A 17,421-nucleotide genomic window follows, 5' to 3' on the forward strand; every position below is an offset into this window, starting at 1 on the left:
ATGCAAGGTCTCGCTGTGATCCTCTTCCCAGTGCTGCTGATGCTGTTCGCACTGGCGATGGAGCGTGTGGAATACCGACTCCGCCGACTCACCGTGCGCGAACAGGAAGTGGAGGAATTCCTCGACCAGGCAGGTCACGACGACGTGGCCACCCTGGCCGACAAGGGGTTCCCGCATGCCCAAGAGCGGCTCCACCTGCGAAAGAAGGGCGGCGCGAGCCCTGTTGCCCCCGCAGCCGACCTGGCGAGCGCCGACTCGAGGCGCGCAAGTTGACCGTGTGATCGAGGTTGTCAGGGAGCCGACTTTCGGAACTTCCGTGGTATCGGTCACTCACCAGTGGGTGTATCGACGTAGACTTCGGTGCCGTACCAGTTACCCCTGGAACAAGCACGGCACAAGCACGACCTTTTCACCGGCGGTGCACCCACCGACGGCGGGCATCGAGTAGTGACACAGACGAACAATTCCCAAGGAGCGCACGTGGACGACGTCCTGGCAAGAGCCGGCATCTTCCAAGGAGTCGAGCCCTCAGCAGTCGCAGCGCTGACCAAGCAGCTGCAGCCTGTCGACTTCCCCCGCGGTCACGTCATCTTCAACGAAGGTGAACCCGGCGACCGCCTTTACATCATCGCCTCCGGCAAGGTGAAGATCGGACGCCGGTCGCCCGACGGTCGTGAGAACCTGCTGACCATCATGGGCCCCTCCGACATGTTCGGTGAGCTGTCGATCTTCGACCCCGGCCCCCGTACGTCCACGGCGACGACGGTCACCGAGGTTCGCGCAGTCTGCATGGACCGCGAAGCACTGAAGCAGTGGATCGACCATCGTCCCGAGATCGCCGAGCAGCTGCTGCGCGTGCTGGCACGTCGTCTGCGTCGTACGAACAACAACCTCGCAGATCTCATCTTCACGGACGTGCCCGGCCGCGTCGCAAAGGCCCTTCTGCAGCTCGCACAGCGCTTCGGAACCCAGGAGGCAGGTTCACTCCGGGTCACCCACGATCTGACGCAGGAAGAGATCGCTCAGCTCGTCGGCGCATCCCGCGAGACCGTGAACAAGGCGCTCGCCGATTTCGCACACCGCGGCTGGCTTCGACTCGAAGGCAAGAGCGTCCTCATCTCCGACTCCGAGCGGCTCGCGCGTCGCGCTCGGTAGTTCGCGCCTCCGGCGCCTGTGAGTGGTTGACGAGTCCAGAGACTCGCTGACCGCTCACAGGCGCACTGCTGCGGGGCCTGGCCCCGCTTCCACATCTGCAGGCCGCAGCGGGCCATGCCCTTCGCCGCAGCTCACGATCGCCTCGACTCGCGCGCCGCAGTCCCGATGAGTCACAGTGAGTGACGGGCCCTGCTCGTCCGCACGGTAGCGGTCACCCCATTGCAGTAGCGCGATCAGGATCGGATACAGATCGCGCCCCTTGTCGGTGAGCCGGTATTCGTAGCGCGTTCTGCGCCCTTCCTCCTGGTACGGCACCGTCACGAGGACGCCCTCTTCGACAAGCTTGCGCAGCCGTCCGGTGAGAATCGGCTCGGAGATTCCGGTGTGCCTTCGTATCTGATCGAAACGCCGGACGCCGTTGAAGACCTCCCGCAGTACGATCATCGTCCACTTCTCGCCGACGACCTCGAGAGTGCGCTGTACGGAACAGTTCTCGGTACCGAATTCCAACCACCTCATGTCGCCCACGATATCTGACTGCACTCTTGACAGTCAGCCCTCTCGACAGGCTAACTTCTGTATTGACAGCCAGCCTTTGTGGAACCCGCCGACGCATCGGAGATCAGCAATGACCGACCCCACGTCCACACCACTACCCAGCGCGTCACTCGAGGAAGCGAGTCGATTCGTCGCAGCGAGCGGCTTCGTGGTCGACGAAGTAACCCCCAACCGACTGACAGGCCACGTGGAACTCGGAACCGACCACCACACCCCGTGGGGCGTCGTGCACGGCGGTCTCTACGCGACCATCGTCGAGTCTGCGGGCAGCATCGGAGCCAGTGCCGCCGTGGCCGATCGGGGCCAGTTCGCGGTCGGCGTCCACAACTCGACCGACTTCTTGCGCCCGACCACCGGATGCCCGGCGACGGTGGTGGCCGAAGCCATCCAGCAGGGCAAGACCCAGCAACTGTGGCTCGTGGTGATCAGCGACAGCTCGACCGACAAGGTGCTGGCCCGCGGTCAGCTTCGGCTGCAGAACGTGCCGCTCCCGAGCTGAGTCTCAGCCGCGCGAGCGCAGGTACTCGAGCTGAACGTTGACCGACTTCTCCGCAACCGGCCACAGACTCTGATCGACGTCCGAATACACGTGTTCGACCACGGCACGGGCCGATGCGTCGTCGCCGAGAGTTTCCAGAGCGCCCCGTACCTGCGCGAGCCGCTCTTCACGATGAGCGAGGTAGTACTGCGCAACGGTGCGCAGGTCCGGCAGATCCGGCCCGTGGCCGGGCAACACGGTCAACTCGTCGCCCAGGTCGGCAAGCCGGCGTAGGGAATCGAGGTAGTCACCCAGATCGCCGTCCGAGTCGTCGAGCACCGTAGTTCCGCGCCCGAGAATCGTGTCGCCCGTGACGACCGCCGACGGCTGCCTGTCCCCCTCCACGAGGATCGAGACGGAATCGGCGGTGTGCCCAGGAGTCGGTACGACCCGCAACCTCAGGCCGGCGGCTTCGATGGTCTCACCCGCCGCCAGAACCGCGCCGCCGCCACGAACGAAGGCGGGATCGACGGAACGGACCGGAGCGCCCGTGATGTCGGCGAAGCGGTCCACTCCACCGGTGTGGTCGTAGTGCCGGTGGGTCACCAGCGTCAGATCGACCGAGCCCACGCCCGCTACCCGCAGCAGATGTTCTTCATCGTCGTCGCCCGGATCGACCACGACGCACCCGGAACTTCCGGGCGCCCGAAGAATCCACGTGTTGGTGCCGTCCAGGGTCATCATGCCCGGGTTGTTCTCCAACATGACTGCGGCAAGTGGTGTCACCTGCCGGAGCTGCGCGTAGGCGGGGTGGGCTGAGGTCATGTCAGCGAACTTCCGCGATCAGTTCGACCTCGACCGGTGCGCCGAGAGGCAACTCGGCGACACCGACAGCGGAGCGTGCGTGCACTCCGGCGTCGCCGAACACCTCACCGAGGAATTCGGAGGCACCGTTGACGATTCCCGGCTGCCCGGTGAACCCGTCCGCCGAGGCCACGAACCCGACCACCTTGACGATCCGAACGACCGAGTCGATACCGACGAGATCGTGGACGGCGGCGAGGGCGTTGAGCGCGCACGTGCGGGCGGCAGCCTTGGCATCGTCTTCCGACACACCCGCACCGACCTTGCCCGTGATGCCGAGTTTTCCGCCGGCGATGGGCAGCTGACCCGACGTGTGAACATGGTTGCCCGTCCGGACGGCCGGCACGTACGCCGCCACCGGAGGGACCACCGGAGGAAGGTCTATGCCGAGTTCTGCAAGGCGGCTGGACCAGCTCTGCGTGTTCTCTGCCACGGCATTCAGCCCTTCGGGCGCTTCAGGTAGGCGACGTGCTGCTCGCCGGTCGGGCCGGGAAGGACGGACACGAGCTCCCATCCGTCACCGCCCCACTGATCGAGAATCTGCTTGGTCGCGTGGGTGAGCAGCGGAACAGTTGCGTACTCCCAGGAAATCAATTCACTCATGCCGCTGAGCCTATCCCGCGCACATCCACGCCCCCGGACTTATAGGCTCGTCGCGTGGTTGCAACATCGGAGCAGCAAAGTGCGACGTGGCCGGAGAAGGCTGCGCAGGCGCGTCTGCATTTCGTTTCAGGCAAGGGCGGCACCGGGAAATCCACGGTCGCGGCCGCTTTGGCGCTGGCGCTGGCCGAGGGCGGACGACGGGTACTGCTCGTCGAGGTCGAGGGCAGGCAGGGCATTGCGCAGCTGTTCGACGTACCGCCCCTCCCTCCGCAGGAAACGAAGGTCGCCTCGGTCGACGGCGGCGGCGAGGTCCGCGCCTTGGCCGTCGACATCGAGACCGCATTCCTCGAATACCTCGACATGTTCTACAACCTGGGCTTCGCGGGGCGCGCAATGCGCCGGTTCGGCGCCATCGAGTTCGCCACCACCATCGCGCCCGGACTGCGGGACGTACTGCTCACCGGCAAGATCAAGGAATGTGTGGTGCGCTCGGACGCGTCGGGCAACCGGGTGTACGACGCCGTCGTCGTCGATGCGCCGCCCACCGGCAGGATCAACAATTTCCTCGACGTGACGAAGGCGATGGCGGATCTCGCGAAGGGCGGGCCGGTGCGCGCGCAGAGCGAGGGTGTGGTGCGACTTCTGCATTCGGACGAGACAGCGGTTCACCTCGTCACCTTGCTCGAAGCGTTGCCGGTGCAGGAAACGGCGGATGCGGCAGCCGAACTCGTCGCGTCGGATCTACGGCTCGGTTCGATCGTCGTCAACCGCACCAGCCCGCAGTTCCTCCCGGAGGAGTCCATCGGCGCCATCGCTGCCGGCGATGTGGACGCGGACTCCATTCGTGACGGGTTGAAGGCCAGCGGCGTCGACCTTTCCGAGGACGATTTCGCCGGGCTGCTCACCGAGAACATCGAGCACGCGTCCGTACTTCAGGCGCAGGAGGAGAGCGCGGGCCAACTCGGCGACGTCGACGGCGCCCGACTCGAACTACCTGCTCTCGCCGACGGTGTGGACCTCGGCGGTCTGTACGAACTGGCCGAATACCTGAGAGAACAGGGTGTCCGATGACCGAGACCGGTGACAGCCACCGCCGCACCGCACCAGCACTCGACGTCGCAGAAATTCTGGCCGACAACGCCACCCGTGTCGTGGTCTGCTGCGGAGCCGGCGGCGTGGGCAAGACGACGACTGCGGCCTCGCTGGCACTACGTGCTGCCGAGCAGGGCCGCCGTGTCGTGGTGTTGACCATCGATCCGGCCCGTCGACTCGCTCAGGCCCTTGGCGTCCAAGAGCTCGACAACTCACCCCAGCCCGTGCCGCTCGGCGCCGACGCGAAGGGCGAACTGCACGCGATGATGCTCAACATGCGTCGCACGTTCGACGAGATGGTGATCGAACATTCGCCGCCGGAGAAGGCGGAGCAGATTCTGGCGAACCCCTTCTACCAAACCGTGGCCACCTCGTTCTCCGGAACGCAGGAGTACATGGCAATGGAGAAGCTCGGGCAGCTCGCGGCGAGCGACGAATGGGATCTGGTGGTGGTGGACACCCCGCCGTCCCGCAACGCTCTCGACTTCCTCGACGCTCCCCAGCGACTCGGAGCCTTCCTCGACGGCAAGATGATCCGGTTGCTCACGGCCCCCGGCCGCGGCATCACCAAGCTGGTCACCGGCGCGATGGGATTGGCACTCAAGGGCGTATCGACCATCGTCGGCAGCAGCATGCTCTCGGACGCGTCGAGCTTCGTCCAGTCTCTGGACTCGATGTTCGGCGGATTCCGCGAACGCGCCACCCGTACGTACGAACTGCTCCGGCAGCCCGGAACCAAGTTCCTGGTGATTGCCGCCGTGGAACCGGACGCGCTGCGTGAGGCTGCGTTCTTCGTCGACCGGCTGTCATCCGACGACATGCCGCTTGCCGGGTTGGTCCTCAACCGAACGCATCCGACACTGTGCTCACTGTCGGCAGATCATTCGCTCACCGTGGCCGACCAGCGAGACCAGGCAGACGATCCGCTGACTGCCGCAATTCTGCGAGTGCACGCTCACCGCGCGGTGATCGCGAAACGTGAGGTGCAGTTGCTGACCCGCTTCACGGCCGCGCACCCGAGGGTGCCGATCGTGGGTGTTCCGTCGTTGCCGTTCGAGGTCTCGGACCTCGAGGCCCTGCGGGCGGTCGGGGATCAGCTCACTCGAACGAGCTGATCCCGACCGGAACGATCACACCGCAGACTGGTGTTGACGCTGCGCCTCGAAGAAGTCGGACCACGACACGACATCCGGGTGCTGCTTGAGGAGCGCGCGGCGCTGGCGCTCCGTCATTCCACCCCAGACACCGAACTCGACCCTGTTGTCGAGCGCGTCCGCGCCGCACTGCATCAGTACCGGGCAGTGCCGGCAAATAGTTGCTGCCTTGCGTTGTGCCGCCCCCCGTACGAACAGCTGGTCCGGATCGACTTCTCGGCAACGTGCCTGGGTGACCCAGGCAATGCGAGCTTCGGCCTGCTCGACGTCGAGACGACTGGTTGGGGTGGTCATGTGCATTTTTTCCCCTCTCCGAGTCCGTGCGTGTGTCCGACGCACGGAGTATCCGCGCAGGCTTTCAGCTCGTAACACGAGCAACCTGCACCACATCGGCAATGAAGTGTTATCTCCATCACACTGTTCACATAATTTAGGTAAAGAACCCGCAACGCGCAAGACGAACGATCGCTGTTTTTGGTACGACCGTGCATCCCCGCCGTTCAGGGCAGTTTTCGGGGGAAAAAACGAGTTTGCTGGGGGCAGCCGCCCGGCTTACTCACAGCAACTGCACGTACTCTGTAGCGCGTGTCGATCGCAAAAACAGTGGCGAAGCTCGCAGGCTGCTCCGCCCTGGCAGGTGTACTGCTCGCAGGAGTGATGTTTCCGCTGGCCGGTGGGTTCGGTTATGCCTCGAATCGGGCGGCGGACACCGTCGACAACGTTTCGGCAGAACTGGTCGAAGGGACGGTTCCGGCCGTCTCGACGATGACGGACGTCGCAGGCAACCCGATCGCGTGGTTGTACGACCAACGCAGATTCGAGGTGCCGAGCGATCAGATCTCGGACCAGATGAAGCTGGCGATCGTGTCGATCGAGGATCGCCGCTTCGCCGAGCATCAAGGTGTCGACTGGCAGGGCACGCTCCGCGCCTTCCTCACCAACACCAGCAGCGGCGAGGTCCAGCAGGGCGCCTCGACCCTCGACCAGCAGTACGTGAAGAACTACCAGCTGTTGGTCGTGGCCAAGACCGACGCCGAGCGTCGCGCTGCGATCGAGACGACACCTGCCCGCAAGATCCGTGAGATCCGGATGGCGTTGACGCTCGACAAGGAGCTGAGCAAGGAAGAGATCCTCGCTCGGTATCTCAATCTCGTCCCGTTCGGCAACGGCTCGTTCGGCATCCAGGACGCCGCGCGCACCTACTTCGGGATCGACGCCTCGCAGCTCGACGCGAAGCAGTCGGCGATGCTCGCCGGCATGGTGCAGTCGAGTTCCGCACTGAACCCGTACACCAACCCGGACGGCGTCGTCGATCGCCGCAACACCGTGCTCGACACGATGATCTCGAACATCCCCGATCGCGCTGACGAATTCCGCGCCATGAAGGAAGAACCTCTGGGTGTCCTTCCGGAGCCGAATCGTCTGCCGCGCGGCTGCATCGCCGCAGGTGACCGCGGATTCTTCTGTGACTACGCCCTCCAGTACCTCGCAAACGCGGGCATCACCCGCGAGCAGATCGAGCGCGGCGGCTACCTGATCAAGACCACGCTCGATCCTGCTGTCCAGGATTCGACCAAGCGGGCACTCGTCGACAAGGCGTCCCCGCACCTCGACGGCATCGCCAACGTCATGAACGTGGTGCAGCCGGGCCAGGACCAGCACCGCGTACTGGCGATGGGAAGCAGCCGCACCTACGGCCTCGACGCAGATGCGGACGAGACCGTCCAGCCGCAGCCGTTCTCGATGGCCGGCGCCGGTGCCGGCTCGATCTTCAAGATCTTCACCACGGCAGCGGCCATGGAGAAGGGTCTGGGCACCAGCGCCACCCTGGACGTACCGAGACGGTTCGACGCGAGAGGCATGGGTAGCGGTGGCGCCAAGGGCTGCCCCGTCGCCACGTACTGCGTCGAGAACGTGGGCAACTACCCGGCATCGATGTCGGTCACCGACGCTCTGGCGAAGTCGCCCAACACGGCGTTCGTGAAGCTGATCCAGGCCACCGGCGTCGAACCGACCGTCGACATGGCCGTCCGATTGGGACTGCGCTCGTACGCCGACCCGGGTACATCCGGCTTCGACGACCGCAGCATGGCCGACTTCCAGAAGGACCAGAACCTCGGTTCGTTCACCCTCGGCCCCACCTGGGTGAACCCGCTGGAGTTGTCGAATGTGGCTGCCACGCTCGGTTCACACGGAAAGTGGTGCCCGCCGACTCCGATCGACTCGATCGTCGACCGTGAGGGCAAGCCCGTCTCACTGACCCAGCAGGCCTGTGAGCAGGTCGTCGAGCCCGGTCTGGCGGACACCCTCGCGAACGCGATGAGCAAGGACGATCAGGCGGGCGGTACGTCGGCCGGTGCCGCCGGTGCCGCCGGCTGGTCCCTGCCCATGTCGGGCAAGACCGGTACCACCGAGTCGCACATGTCTTCGGGCTTCCTCGGATTCACGAACAACCTCGCTGCGGCGGTCTACGTCTTCGGTGACTCACCGACGCCCGGCGAGATCTGTACCGCTCCGCTGCGCCCGTGTGGGGACGGCAACCTCTACGGTGGCACCGAACCTGCACAGACCTGGTATTCGGCGATGAGTCCGGTCGTGAACAACTTCGGGCCGACGAGTCTGCCGCCGGTGTCGGACAAATACGTTCGCGGTTCTCAGAACGGCCAGGTGCCGGATGTCTCGGGCCTGACCCAGGCGACCGCCACCTCGCGTCTGCAGGAGAGCGGCTTCCAGGTGAACGCGGTGACCACCGAGAGCGATGCCAAGAAGGGCAACGTGACGGGGGTATCCCCCTCGGGCTCGGCCATCCCCGGTTCGACCATCACGATCTATGTCAGTGACGGGTCGGTCCGAGCACCGTCACAGAACCCGGCGCCGCGACAGGGCGGCGGCGACGGCGGTGGCGGCGGGGCCCCACCACCCATTCAGATTCCGGGGCTCCCACCGATCCAGCTTCCACCCATCCCGCGCTAGAGGCCGGGGCAGGTGATCGATCAGGTCAGAGGCGGGCTTTGACGGCAGCCGAGATTCGGGAGCCGTCGGCCTTGCCTCCGGCCAGGCCGGTGGCCACCTTCATGACCTGCCCCATCTGCTTCATGCCCGGACGGTGACCGAGCTCCTCGGCCACCTGTGCGATCGCGGTGTCGACGACCTCACCGAGTTCGGCGTTGTCGAGTGGGGTCGGCAGGTACTCGTCGATGATCTGGGCCTCGGCGTGCTCTTTCGCCGCGAGTTCGCCACGCCCGTTCTCGGTGTAGATCTCGGCGGCCTCGCCGCGCTTCTTCGACTCCTTGGTCAGGACCTTCAGGATGTCGTCGTCGGTGAGCTCGCGAGCTTCTTTTCCGGACACCTCTTCCTTCTGCACGGCAGCCATGAGCATCCGAATGGTCTGGGTACGCAGCGCATCCTTGGCCTTCATTGCAGCGGTCATATCAGCGCGAAGGCGGTCTTTGAGTGTGTCCGGCATGAGCGGAACGCTACGCGCCCTTGGTCACAATCGGCATCTCGATTGCGTCCATCGGTATCCTTGAGTGGTGTCCGACCAGTTCCGAAACAATCTGACCCGCGCCGCCGTCGCATCGACGGGTGCTGCTGCACTCGGAATCGGCTATGCCTCGCTCGTGGAACGCAATGCGTTCGCGCTGCGCGAGGTGACGATGCCGGTGCTCGAACCCGGCGCATCCTCCCTGCGTGTGCTGCACATCAGCGACCTCCACATGATGCCGGGGCAGCGCCTCAAACAGAACTGGCTGCGCGAACTGGACCGTCTCGACCCCGATCTGGTGGTCAACACGGGCGACAACCTGTCTCATCCGCGCGCAGTTCCGTCGGTCGTGCAGGCGATGGGCAATCTACTGGCGCGACCGGGCTTGTTCGTGTTCGGTAGCAACGACTATTTCGCTCCGCGACCCAAGAATCCGCTGAACTACCTGACGAAGGCCAACAAGCGTGTTCTCGGCGACCCGTTGCCGTGGGGCGATCTGCGGGCAGCGTTCACCGAGCGCGGCTGGTTCGACGTCACGCACGTACGTCGAGACCTCGAGGTTTCGGGTGTGCGAGTCGCGTCGGCCGGTGTGGACGATCCGCATCTGAAGCGCGATCGCTACGACACCATCGCGGGTCCGCCGAACCCGCTGGCAGATCTGCGGCTCGGCATCACCCACTCCCCCGAGCCGCGCGTTCTCGATCGCTTCGCGAACGACGGCTACGACCTGGTGCTCGCCGGCCACACTCACGGAGGTCAGCTGTGCCTGCCGTTCTACGGGGCACTCGTCACCAACTGCGAACTCGACCGCTCCCGGGTGAAGGGGCCGTCGAAGTGGGGTACACATACGCAGCTTCACGTTTCCGCCGGCGTGGGAACGTCGCCGTGGGTGCCGCTGCGATTCTGCTGCCGACCCGAAGCCACCCTCCTGACGCTGGTGGCGTCCAAGAATCGGGGACCGGAAGCGGGTTCGGACCGTGTCCGGAACACCCCGTCCGAGTCCACGGTACTTCGCGGCTGACCAGGGGATTTAATCTCCGCTCACTCGATACTGTAAGCTGGCCGAGGTTCAACACGGGGTGTGGCGCAGCTTGGTAGCGCGCTTCGTTCGGGACGAAGAGGTCGTGGGTTCAAATCCCGCCACCCCGACAGTGAGTTGAAGCAAGGGAGACCCCCTCCGGCTGAGAAATCAGTCCGGACGGGGTCTCTTTTCATTGACGAGGAGGGGGGAACCGTGTCCGTGAAAGTCTTGGCGTTCGACACGTTCGGAACTGTCACGGATTGGCATTCGGGGGTCGCTTCCGCCCTCGCCGAGATCTTTCCCGACTTCGATGGCGCCGACCTCGCCCGCCGGTGGCGGCTCACCTACGCGCCGATCCTCGCCGAGGTGGAGAGCGGAGCCAGGCCGTGGACCCTCCTCGACGACCTGCACCGGGAAACCCTGGACAACCTGCTACGGAACGAGTTTGAGGTCATCCCCACCGACGACCAACTCGATCGGGCCGTTCGGTCGTGGCACCTCATTCCAGCCTGGCCCGACGCGCCGGAGGGCATACGCCGCCTGAAGGCGAAGTTCGTCGTGTGCGCTCTGAGCAACGGGAACGTCGCACTGCTCACAGAGATGGCGAAACATGCGGGCCTCGAGTGGGACTTCGTCGGTGGCGCGGACCTGTGGCGGCACTACAAGCCCTCCCCCGCCGTGTATCTCGGCATCGCCGACCTCATGCAGGTCGAGCCGAACGAAGTGATGATGGTGGCCACCCACGCCACCGATCTCGAGGCCGCGCGATCGCACGGTCTCCGTACCGCGTATGTCGATCGTCCCGACGAATGGGGAACCGGCGACAAGGAGAGCGGCTCCTCGGCCCTGGACGACTTCCGCGCCGCCGGCCTCGGTCATCTCGCCGATCAACTGGGGTGCTGACGGCGCGGACATATCGGGCACAGGCTAGCCTCACCTCCATGCACGCCCCTCGTTGGTCTTCACGCCTGTTCACCCGCGCCGCCGCAGTCGCACTGGCCGCCACGTTCCTCGCCGCGTGCGGCACGACCGACGCCGGTCAGAGTTCGGGGAATGCCGATGTGGCGACCGGCGGACGCTTGTTCGCCACCGCAGACGAAGCGACCGCGCGCCTCGGTAGCGATGCCGAGCCCGGCACCTTCCCGCGAACTGTCGTCCACGCGCTCGGGGGGACCACGCTGGAAAAGAAGCCGGAGCGGGTCGTCGTTCTCGACGGCGGCGAGCTCGACGACGTTCTGTCTCTCGGCATCACCCCGGTCGGCATCGCAAGCCCGGAGAGTGTGTCCGGACAGCCGTCCTACCTGGCCGACAAGCTCGAAGGCGTCCCGGACGTGGGCACCACGAACAACCTGAATCTCGAGGCGGTCATGGCACTCGAGCCGGACCTGATCCTGGGCAGCAAACTGCGCGCGGACAAGCTCTATCCGCAGTTGTCCGAAATCGCACCGACCGTGTTCGGCATCCGCCCGGGATTCCCGTGGAAGGAGAACTTCCTTCTGGTGGCCGATGCCCTCGGAGAAGAGACGCAGGCAGAGACCCTCCTGACCGAGTACCAGGAGCGCGCGAACGAAGTCGGCGAGTCGATCACGGGTGACCCCAGCATCTCTCTGGTCCGCTTCATGTCCGGCAAGATTCGGCTGTACGGGAACCTCTCGTTCATCGGCGTGATCCTGCAGGATGTGGGGCTGCGCCGCCCGGAGATCCAGAACATCGACGAACTGGCCGTGGAAGTCTCCCCGGAGACGATCACAGAAGCGGACGGCGATCGGCTGTTCTACTCGAGCTACGGCGGGCCGGATGCCACCGACCAGAATTCCGTGGTCGGCGGGCCTCTGTGGGGCACGATGAGCGCCGTCGAGTCCGGGCACGCGGTTCCGGTGAGCGATGAAACCTGGTTTCTCGCACTCGGTCCGACCGGCGCCATGATCGTATTGGACGATCTGGAGAAGATGCTGGCGTCCTGACACCGTCCGCTCATCAGGACGGGGATGGGACGAACGCGTCGTAGATCGCTTCCGGCGCACCGTCGATCGCCCACACGCCGAGGGCGAACACCGCGATGGTCAGGGCCGGACCCAGCACGACCTTCTCGAACGGCCCACCTGCCCGAATGGACAGGAAGCGCGGTAGCCGGAATTCCCACCAGTGTTCTCGCGCCCAGGGGACGAACGGCGCAAGGAAAGGCACGCCCTCCTTGGTGATCGCGTCACCGAGGCAGTGAGTGGCACAGCCGACCGCCACCGCGACCCCGAGCCCGAGCGATCCGGCCTCGGTGGGGTACCACTGCCACGTCAACGCCGAGAAGACTGCTGCGAGCAGGGAGACGACAAGCCAGCCCTTCTCTTTGGCGAACTCACCAGCGAGGCCGCGCAGCGCCAATCCGATCGCGAAGAACAACACGCCGATGATCGCCGGCTTACCGAACTGCACCACCAGCCCGGTGACACCGGCACCGAGACCGGCGGCGAAGAGCGCTGTGTGCGTCAACGTTCGGTGGCCGCCCCGACGCTTGCCGTCCTTGCCGCCTTTCGTGATCGTGTAGAAACCGAGGGATATCGAGTCGATCACTCTGGCAAGCAATTTGCTCAACGGACCGAACGACCGCGAAACGGTGGACTGGGTGGTGTCGAGATCAGGCAGAAGGGTCGCGCCAGCGCATACCGCCGCGAACGTGAACGTCTCGGCCGTTGTTGTCGGGCCACCCCAATCGACCGGGAGCACGTCAGCAACCAGCAGCCCCACCGCTGCGCCGGACATCGCGTGGGTAGGGCCCATCACCATGGAAGACAACACCTTTCACACTCAGTGCCGACAACCTAGCAACGTGCACCGACAATTCACGAATCGCCTGCAGCGGGCCCGAACACGGCGACGCCCCGCACGGCGATACCGGGCGGGGCGTCGTTCGGTGGAGAAGGTCAGTCGATCTGTGCCTGCCACATCCAGTGCAGCTGTTCGAGCCGTGCGGTGATGGCGATCAGCAGATCCTGAGTGACCGGATCCGCCGACTCGGTGATCGTGATCCGCTCGCGCAGCCGCTCGATCACGGCCGCCAGGTTACCGACAACGGAAGCGATGACCTCGGTGTCCTTGGTCCATCCCTCGCCGAATCCCTTGGCTCCGGAATCCTTGGCGACGGTGCCGGCGCGCCCGTCCGGGCTGACCCCGATCGCGGTCGCCCGTTCTGCCGCGTCGTCCGTGAACTCACGCGCGGCCGTGACGAGCTCGTCGAGAGCGAGATGGACGGATCGGAAGTTTCGGCCTATCACGTTCCAGTGGGCCTGCTTTGCGATCAGCGACAGATCGATCAGGTCCACGACGGTGCTCTGCAGCGCCGCACCGGCGGCCTTCTGCTGCTCTGGGGCGAGTGTGCTGGTGATGGGGTTGCTCATGTGGGTACCTCGCTTTCGTCAGGCCACAACTTGGCAAATTCCTCTGCCCTGATTGGGCATTTCGGCCACCCCCGATGGATGATGGAGGTGTTCGTTTCGCGATTGGAGGAGGGTCGTCATGGAGACGGTGGTCGTATTCGTTCTCGCCTGTGCCATTTACTGGTTCGGCTTGATGTGAGGTCGTCCGGTCAGCTCTCCTGACCGGCACGTACCCCTTCTTCGACGCGCTTGCCGAGGTCTGCGTCGACGTTCTTCCAGTACTCGAAGACGCGCTGCAGAACCGGCTCGCTGACGCCGCCGAGGGCATGTCCGACGATGTTGTTCACCAGCCGGTCACGTTCCTCGTCGCTCAACACCTCACGGACGAGAGTTCCGGCCTGGGTGAAATCCCCGTCCTCGGGGTGCTCGACGTATCCGGTGCGCACCGATTGTCCGTCGTATTCCCAGAGACCCTCGTCGCCGGCCCGCGCCGGATCCGCATGCGGTCCGGCGTACGAGTTCGGGGCGTAGACGGGTGTCTGCGGCGAGTTGGTGGAGTACCGCATCGCACCGTCCTGCGAGTAAGAGTCGACCCGCGCCTTCGGCGCATTCACGGGCAGCTGCGCGTAGTTCGCGCCGATGCGGTAGCGGTGTGCATCCGCGTACGAGAACACCCGCCCGAGCAGCATCTTGTCCGGCGAGAATCCGATGCCGGGCACGATGTTGGACGGTTCGAACGACGCCTGCTCGATCTGGGCGAAGAAGTTGTCCGGGTTGCGGTTCAACGTCCACTTGCCGACCTCGATCAGCGGGTAGTCCTGCTGGGACCACACCTTGGTCAGGTCGAACGGATTGAACCGGTAGTTCTCGGCCTCGTCGACCGGCATGATCTGCACCTTCAGGGTCCAACTGGGGAACTCGCCGCGCTCGATCGACTGGTACAGGTCGGCGCGGTGATGATCCGGGTCGCTGCCGGCCAGGTCGTCGGCCTCGTCCTGAGTGAGGAACTCGATGCCCTGATCGGTCTTGAAGTGGTACTTCACCCAGAAGCGCTCACCTTCGGCGTTGACCCACTGGTAGGTGTGCGATCCGAAACCGTCCATGTGACGCCATGTCTTCGGGATACCGCGGTCACCCATGAGCCACGTCACCTGGTGCGCCGTCTCCGGTCGCAGCGTCCAGAAGTCCCACTGCATGTCGTGGTCGCGAAGCCCGGATCCGGGGAGCCTCTTCTGCGAGTGAATGAAGTCCGGGAACTTGCTCGGATCCTTGACGAAGAAGACCGGCGTGTTGTTGCCGACCAGGTCGTAGTTCCCGTCCTCGGTGTAGAACTTCATCGCGAATCCACGTGGATCACGCCAGGTGTCGGGGCTGCCCTGCTCGCCCGCGACCGTGGAGAAGCGCACCAGCGACTCGGTTTTCGTGCCCGGCTGGAACAACTTCGCCTTCGTGTACTTACTGACGTCACCCGTGACGACGAGCTCGCCGAATGCGCCGCCGCCCTTTGCATGGACGACGCGCTCGGGGACGCGCTCGCGGTTGAACTGAGCCAGCTTCTCGATCAGGTAGTGATCGTGAAGCAGGATCGGCCCCTGGGTGCCTGCGGTGAGCGAATCGTTGTCGCTGGCAACGGGAATACCGGAATTGGTGGTGGTTGCGGGTGTTGTGGGCATGGCAAATCCTCCTCGTCGAGGGTGGGAACCGGATGAGCGATCGAAAGAGTTGTCGAGAACGAAATCAGGGTGCGACAGTGTGCGCGCGACGGTCGGGCGCCGGGCGGCACTGCTCGCACAGGCCCCAGAACACGACCTCGGCTTCGTCCACCGTGAAGCCGTGGCTGGCAGAAGGCTCGAGGCACGGGGCCTGGCCGACGGCGCAGTCCACGTCCACGACGGCGGCGCACGAGCGGCACACGAGGTGGTGATGGTTGTCGCCGGTACGCGTCTCGAAGCGGGTCGGCGATCCTGCGGGTTCGATTCTGCGTAGCAGGCCGGCCGACGTACACGCCTTGAGTACGTCGTAGACCGCCTGCGTGGACACCGAACCGAGTTCACTGCGCACCACGGTCGCGATGTCGTCGACATCGGAATGCGGCTGGGCTGTCACCGCATTCAGCACCGCGACTCGTGGTGCAGTGACACGTAGCCCCACTCCGCGCAAGAGCGCTTGGGGATCCGTTTCGTGTCTCATGTCAACCAGTATGGACCTTTTCTGGAATTAGTCAAGAAACGGATCTCGGTGGATTCTCGGGGTGGTGGCACCCAGGGCGGCCGCCACGACGCACACGACCGCGGAGGCGAGCCATACCGGCGTATAGGAGCCGTTCATGTCACGAACGAGACCTCCGACCAGCGCCATCGAGCCGGCGCCGAGCTGATGAAAGACGTTGACCCACCCGAACGCCAGCGCACTGTCGCTGCCGAAGATGCTCCGCAACAGAGCCAAGGCCGGAGGCACCGTCGCCACGTCGAGAATCCCGAACACCAGCGCGAACACGACGAGATCCGGTTCGAGGTCGGCCGCGAACAACAGCGGAAGCGCAGCGAGCGAAAGCCCTCGGCCGACGAAGAACACCGCGAGCAGGATCCGGGGCTCGATCCGATCCGAGAGCCACCCCGCTGTCACCGTGCCCGCAATGTTGGCGACACCGATGACCGCAAGCAGACTCGACGCGGCCGTTGCCGCCATACCGTGATCGTGGGCGGCCGGAGTGAAATGACTCCACATCAGGCCGTTCGTCGTGGCGCCACACAGCGCGAACATGACCGCCAGAATCCAGAACCTCTTGTCTCGCAAGCAGACGACGAGGGATTCGATTGTGCGAAGGAAGGGGTTTCGCGTCGGCCCGGTCGTCACCACGTCATCGACGCCGCCGATGTCGCTCGCCCCGTACGCCCGAACTCCGACCGCATGCGGACTGTCGCGCAGGAAGAGGAGAACACCGACGAGGGCAACCGCCGCGAGAGCTCCGCCCGCCAGAACCGGACCACGCCAACCGGTGTGCGTCAGCACCACCGAGAGCAGGGGAAGCGTCGCGAACTGACCCACGACGCTTGCCGCGGTGAGCACACCGGTTGCGAACCCGATCTTTTCGTGGAACCACCGGTTCGCGACTGTCGCCCCGAACACCATCGTGACCGAACCGGTGCCCACCCCGACCATCAGACCCCACCACAAGACGAACCACAGACCAGTCGGGGCGAACTGAGCCATCAGGATCGAACTTGCCACGAGGATCGCAAGCGCGGATGCGGTGACCTTGCGCAATCCATAGCGCTCCATGAGAGCCGCCGCGAACGGCGCCACCGCGCCGTACAGCACCATGTTGACGGCGACGCCGACCCCGATCCCCGATCGGCTCCACCCCTCGGACTCGACGAGTGGCTCTGTGACGAGCCCCGCGAGGGTGGTGAACGAGCCGGCGGCAATCAAAGCCAGCGAGGCGACGGCCACCATCGTCCACGCCGGGTGGAAGGGCCGCCTCCGCGACGATCGCTGAGCGGCCGAGCCGGAGACCGGCGGAGCCACGGCAATACCTGAGTTCTCCATGGTGCCGTTCTAACACCCAATAGACACTCTCGTAAGTATGCACATTTTCGTCCATATGGACGATTTGGTTACCATTGGAACCTCAGCCGACC

At 64.9% G+C, this 17,421-nt stretch carries 20 protein-coding genes and 1 tRNA gene; 10 read left to right on the forward strand and 11 right to left on the reverse strand.

Annotated elements, in window-relative coordinates; genetic code table 11:
* Together ACZI8R_RS17965 and ACZI8R_RS17970 are read left to right on the forward strand one after the other, a co-directional pair.
* Positions 1-273, forward strand: coding sequence for a hypothetical protein (locus ACZI8R_RS17965; protein WP_463381021.1), 273 nt, complete (start codon positions 1-3; stop codon positions 271-273).
* 207 nt (positions 274-480) lie between these two features.
* On the forward strand, positions 481-1,155 hold the full coding sequence (locus ACZI8R_RS17970; RefSeq protein WP_378580024.1) for a Crp/Fnr family transcriptional regulator: 675 nt from the start codon (positions 481-483) through the stop codon (positions 1,153-1,155).
* 54 nt (positions 1,156-1,209) lie between these two features.
* Here the strand turns inward: ACZI8R_RS17970 and ACZI8R_RS17975 are convergent, their stop codons facing one another.
* Positions 1,210-1,674 carry a winged helix-turn-helix transcriptional regulator gene (locus ACZI8R_RS17975; protein ID WP_463381022.1) on the reverse strand — a complete coding sequence of 155 codons (465 nt, stop codon included), beginning with the start codon at positions 1,672-1,674 and terminating at the stop codon, positions 1,210-1,212.
* A 109-nt stretch (positions 1,675-1,783) separates the two neighbouring features.
* Between ACZI8R_RS17975 and ACZI8R_RS17980 the strand changes: the two genes are divergently transcribed.
* Positions 1,784-2,212, forward strand: coding sequence for a PaaI family thioesterase (locus ACZI8R_RS17980; RefSeq protein WP_463381023.1), 429 nt, complete (start codon positions 1,784-1,786; stop codon positions 2,210-2,212).
* A gap of 3 nt (positions 2,213-2,215) precedes the next feature.
* Here the strand turns inward: ACZI8R_RS17980 and ACZI8R_RS17985 are convergent, their stop codons facing one another.
* Genes ACZI8R_RS17985 through ACZI8R_RS17995 form a run of 3 tightly spaced genes read right to left on the reverse strand, consistent with a single transcriptional unit; the run spans position 2,216 to position 3,658 of the window.
* Complete coding sequence (locus ACZI8R_RS17985) at positions 2,216-3,016, reverse strand: MBL fold metallo-hydrolase (protein ID WP_463381024.1); 801 nt, start codon at positions 3,014-3,016, stop codon at positions 2,216-2,218.
* Position 3,017: 1 nt separating this feature from the next.
* Complete coding sequence (locus ACZI8R_RS17990) at positions 3,018-3,488, reverse strand: RidA family protein (protein ID WP_463381025.1); 471 nt, start codon at positions 3,486-3,488, stop codon at positions 3,018-3,020.
* 5 nt (positions 3,489-3,493) lie between these two features.
* On the reverse strand, positions 3,494-3,658 hold the full coding sequence (locus tag ACZI8R_RS17995) for a Sp36 family protein (RefSeq protein ID WP_463372435.1): 165 nt from the start codon (positions 3,656-3,658) through the stop codon (positions 3,494-3,496).
* Between the two features lie 54 nt (positions 3,659-3,712).
* Here ACZI8R_RS17995 and ACZI8R_RS18000 point away from each other — a divergent pair, with 54 nt between their 5' ends.
* Both ACZI8R_RS18000 and ACZI8R_RS18005 read left to right on the forward strand, forming a co-directional pair.
* Positions 3,713-4,729 (forward strand): ATPase BagA, encoded by a 1,017-nt coding sequence (locus ACZI8R_RS18000; protein ID WP_463381026.1) that lies wholly within the window; start codon positions 3,713-3,715, stop codon positions 4,727-4,729.
* On the forward strand, positions 4,726-5,865 hold the full coding sequence (locus tag ACZI8R_RS18005) for an ATPase BagB (protein ID WP_463381027.1): 1,140 nt from the start codon (positions 4,726-4,728) through the stop codon (positions 5,863-5,865). Before ACZI8R_RS18000 ends, ACZI8R_RS18005 begins: the two co-directional genes overlap by 4 nt.
* 15 nt (positions 5,866-5,880) lie before the next feature.
* On the opposite strand, the gene ACZI8R_RS18010 is transcribed toward ACZI8R_RS18005, so the two are convergent.
* Positions 5,881-6,204, reverse strand: a complete 324-nt coding sequence (locus ACZI8R_RS18010) for a WhiB family transcriptional regulator (protein WP_463381028.1) — start codon at positions 6,202-6,204, stop codon at positions 5,881-5,883.
* A gap of 303 nt (positions 6,205-6,507) precedes the next feature.
* Between ACZI8R_RS18010 and ACZI8R_RS18015 the strand changes: the two genes are divergently transcribed.
* On the forward strand, positions 6,508-8,877 hold the full coding sequence (locus tag ACZI8R_RS18015) for a penicillin-binding protein (RefSeq protein ID WP_463381111.1): 2,370 nt from the start codon (positions 6,508-6,510) through the stop codon (positions 8,875-8,877).
* A gap of 25 nt (positions 8,878-8,902) precedes the next feature.
* Here the strand turns inward: ACZI8R_RS18015 and ACZI8R_RS18020 are convergent, their stop codons facing one another.
* Positions 8,903-9,370 (reverse strand): GatB/YqeY domain-containing protein, encoded by a 468-nt coding sequence (locus ACZI8R_RS18020; RefSeq protein ID WP_463381029.1) that lies wholly within the window; start codon positions 9,368-9,370, stop codon positions 8,903-8,905.
* A gap of 67 nt (positions 9,371-9,437) precedes the next feature.
* Here ACZI8R_RS18020 and ACZI8R_RS18025 point away from each other — a divergent pair, with 67 nt between their 5' ends.
* The 4 genes from ACZI8R_RS18025 (at position 9,438) to ACZI8R_RS18040 (ending at position 12,373) form a co-directional block, all read left to right on the forward strand.
* Positions 9,438-10,409, forward strand: a complete 972-nt coding sequence (locus ACZI8R_RS18025; protein ID WP_463381030.1) for a metallophosphoesterase — start codon at positions 9,438-9,440, stop codon at positions 10,407-10,409.
* A gap of 54 nt (positions 10,410-10,463) precedes the next feature.
* Positions 10,464-10,537, forward strand: a tRNA-Pro gene (locus tag ACZI8R_RS18030).
* Positions 10,538-10,622: 85 nt separating this feature from the next.
* Entirely contained in the window at positions 10,623-11,312 is a 690-nt protein-coding gene (locus ACZI8R_RS18035) for a haloacid dehalogenase type II (protein WP_463381031.1), read from the forward strand.
* Between the two features lie 38 nt (positions 11,313-11,350).
* Complete coding sequence (locus tag ACZI8R_RS18040; RefSeq protein ID WP_463381032.1) at positions 11,351-12,373, forward strand: ABC transporter substrate-binding protein; 1,023 nt, start codon at positions 11,351-11,353, stop codon at positions 12,371-12,373.
* Between the two features lie 13 nt (positions 12,374-12,386).
* On the opposite strand, the gene ACZI8R_RS18045 is transcribed toward ACZI8R_RS18040, so the two are convergent.
* The 5 genes from ACZI8R_RS18045 to ACZI8R_RS18065 form a co-directional block, all read right to left on the reverse strand.
* Positions 12,387-13,190 (reverse strand): metal-dependent hydrolase, encoded by an 804-nt coding sequence (locus ACZI8R_RS18045; RefSeq protein WP_463381033.1) that lies wholly within the window; start codon positions 13,188-13,190, stop codon positions 12,387-12,389.
* 137 nt (positions 13,191-13,327) lie between these two features.
* Entirely contained in the window at positions 13,328-13,801 is a 474-nt protein-coding gene (locus ACZI8R_RS18050; RefSeq protein ID WP_463381034.1) for a Dps family protein, read from the reverse strand.
* Positions 13,802-13,989: 188 nt separating this feature from the next.
* Positions 13,990-15,453 (reverse strand): catalase, encoded by a 1,464-nt coding sequence (locus ACZI8R_RS18055; protein ID WP_463381035.1) that lies wholly within the window; start codon positions 15,451-15,453, stop codon positions 13,990-13,992.
* A gap of 64 nt (positions 15,454-15,517) precedes the next feature.
* A complete protein-coding gene (locus ACZI8R_RS18060) occupies positions 15,518-15,970 on the reverse strand; it encodes a Fur family transcriptional regulator (RefSeq protein WP_463381036.1) in 453 nt (150 codons plus the stop codon).
* Between the two features lie 27 nt (positions 15,971-15,997).
* Complete coding sequence (locus ACZI8R_RS18065) at positions 15,998-17,329, reverse strand: MFS transporter (protein WP_463381037.1); 1,332 nt, start codon at positions 17,327-17,329, stop codon at positions 15,998-16,000.
* Positions 17,330-17,421 lie beyond the last annotated feature (92 nt).

The sequence above is a fragment of the Rhodococcus huquni genome (assembly GCF_055231055.1).

Excerpts from the sequence above, each read along its gene's own strand:
- ACZI8R_RS18065 (WP_463381037.1), bottom strand. The coding sequence starts at position 17,329 with ATGGAGAACTCAGGTATTGCCGTGGCTCCGCCGGTCTCCGGCTCGGCC.
- ACZI8R_RS17985 (WP_463381024.1), bottom strand. The coding sequence starts at position 3,016 with ATGACCTCAGCCCACCCCGCCTACGCGCAGCTCCGGCAGGTGACACCA.
- ACZI8R_RS18060 (WP_463381036.1), bottom strand. The coding sequence starts at position 15,970 with ATGAGACACGAAACGGATCCCCAAGCGCTCTTGCGCGGAGTGGGGCTA.
- ACZI8R_RS18055 (WP_463381035.1), bottom strand. The coding sequence starts at position 15,453 with ATGCCCACAACACCCGCAACCACCACCAATTCCGGTATTCCCGTTGCC.
- ACZI8R_RS18005 (WP_463381027.1), top strand. The coding sequence starts at position 4,726 with ATGACCGAGACCGGTGACAGCCACCGCCGCACCGCACCAGCACTCGAC.
- ACZI8R_RS18040 (WP_463381032.1), top strand. The coding sequence starts at position 11,351 with ATGCACGCCCCTCGTTGGTCTTCACGCCTGTTCACCCGCGCCGCCGCA.
- ACZI8R_RS18010 (WP_463381028.1), bottom strand. The coding sequence starts at position 6,204 with ATGCACATGACCACCCCAACCAGTCGTCTCGACGTCGAGCAGGCCGAA.
- ACZI8R_RS18020 (WP_463381029.1), bottom strand. The coding sequence starts at position 9,370 with ATGCCGGACACACTCAAAGACCGCCTTCGCGCTGATATGACCGCTGCA.
- ACZI8R_RS17995 (WP_463372435.1), bottom strand. The coding sequence starts at position 3,658 with ATGAGTGAATTGATTTCCTGGGAGTACGCAACTGTTCCGCTGCTCACC.
- ACZI8R_RS17975 (WP_463381022.1), bottom strand. The coding sequence starts at position 1,674 with ATGAGGTGGTTGGAATTCGGTACCGAGAACTGTTCCGTACAGCGCACT.
- ACZI8R_RS17980 (WP_463381023.1), top strand. The coding sequence starts at position 1,784 with ATGACCGACCCCACGTCCACACCACTACCCAGCGCGTCACTCGAGGAA.
- ACZI8R_RS18045 (WP_463381033.1), bottom strand. The coding sequence starts at position 13,190 with ATGGTGATGGGCCCTACCCACGCGATGTCCGGCGCAGCGGTGGGGCTG.
- ACZI8R_RS18050 (WP_463381034.1), bottom strand. The coding sequence starts at position 13,801 with ATGAGCAACCCCATCACCAGCACACTCGCCCCAGAGCAGCAGAAGGCC.
- ACZI8R_RS17965 (WP_463381021.1), top strand. The coding sequence starts at position 1 with ATGCAAGGTCTCGCTGTGATCCTCTTCCCAGTGCTGCTGATGCTGTTC.